Annotated in this window: 2 protein-coding genes; both read right to left on the bottom strand. The window is 36.4% G+C overall.

Features of this window, described 5'->3' with window-relative positions; translation table 11 throughout:
- Nucleotides 1-154: 154 nt before the first annotated feature.
- Nucleotides 155-562: a DUF1292 domain-containing protein gene (locus tag KPL55_RS25755; protein WP_216309591.1), complete on the bottom strand. Its 408-nt coding sequence runs from the start codon at nucleotides 560-562 to the stop codon at nucleotides 155-157.
- A 151-nt stretch (nucleotides 563-713) separates the two neighbouring features.
- Nucleotides 714-921: hypothetical protein (locus KPL55_RS25750; protein WP_216309590.1), on the bottom strand; the 208-nt coding region annotated here is incomplete at its 5' end.

The following is a 921-nucleotide window of genomic DNA, read 5'->3' as shown; positions in this document are numbered from 1 at the left end:
TTCCTCCAGCTCACACCTCACGGTGGATACCTTGTCTTCAGCTAGTGGTTGGTAACTACAGACCCCCACAGTGGACTTTCACCACCTAGTTAATTGCCATGCCTGGCACACGTAAAAAAAGAGCCGCTGCATTTGCAACGACTCTTTTAAAGAATTATTTTTCGTCTTTTATTAATTCTTCGTAATATGCAGTTACTTCTGCGAATTCTTCATCTTCAGGAATAACTAATTCTCCTGTTTCTTCATCTCCAATTACCTTGAAAAGGTATATTGAATCATCCTCAGGGTTTTGAACTAGCGCATATTCATTATCTTTATACGTAAATCCATCTACTATTTCACATGGAACTACGTTTCCATTTTCATCTTCTAGATCAACTGTTAAAGCTTCACCTTCGCCTTCGCCACAACCGCAACCACAGCCTTCACTTTCTTCATCATGACCGCCACATCCACAACCTTGATTCTCTTCGCTATGTTCATGATCATGTCCGCATCCGCAGCCTTCATTTTCCTGTTCGTGTCCACCGCATCCGCAAGATGCATTTTTATCTTCATTCATAATGTAGTACCTCCTAGTTTCAGTATATATTATATTCTACCCTAAATTATGATATTTTAAAAGGGTTTTTTATATTCTTTTTATTAAATTATTGTAAAGTAAAAGGAAGATGTAATAAAACCATCTTCCTTCACCCTATAAATTTAAAATACTATTCTTGACTTGCAAGCTTTTTGTATCCTGCTAATCTTTCTACAGCATCTTTTTCTGTTTTAACAAATAATTCTTCTGCTACTTCTGGGAAACTCTTAGCAAGTGAAGAATATCTAACTTCGCCCATTAAGTATTCTCTAAATGAAGTAGTAGGTTCTTTAGAATCTAATATAAACGGATTCTTTCCTGCTTCTTTAAGATCTGGA

Source organism: Clostridium lacusfryxellense, from assembly GCF_018861735.1.
GTDB classification, from domain to species: domain Bacteria; phylum Bacillota; class Clostridia; order Clostridiales; family Clostridiaceae; genus Clostridium_AD; species Clostridium_AD lacusfryxellense.
Note: the sequence above shows the minus strand (reverse complement) of the source record. Positions and strands in the feature narration are given on the sequence as shown.

Excerpts from the sequence above, each read along its gene's own strand:
- KPL55_RS25755 (WP_216309591.1), bottom strand. The coding sequence starts at position 562 with ATGAATGAAGATAAAAATGCATCTTGCGGATGCGGTGGACACGAACAG.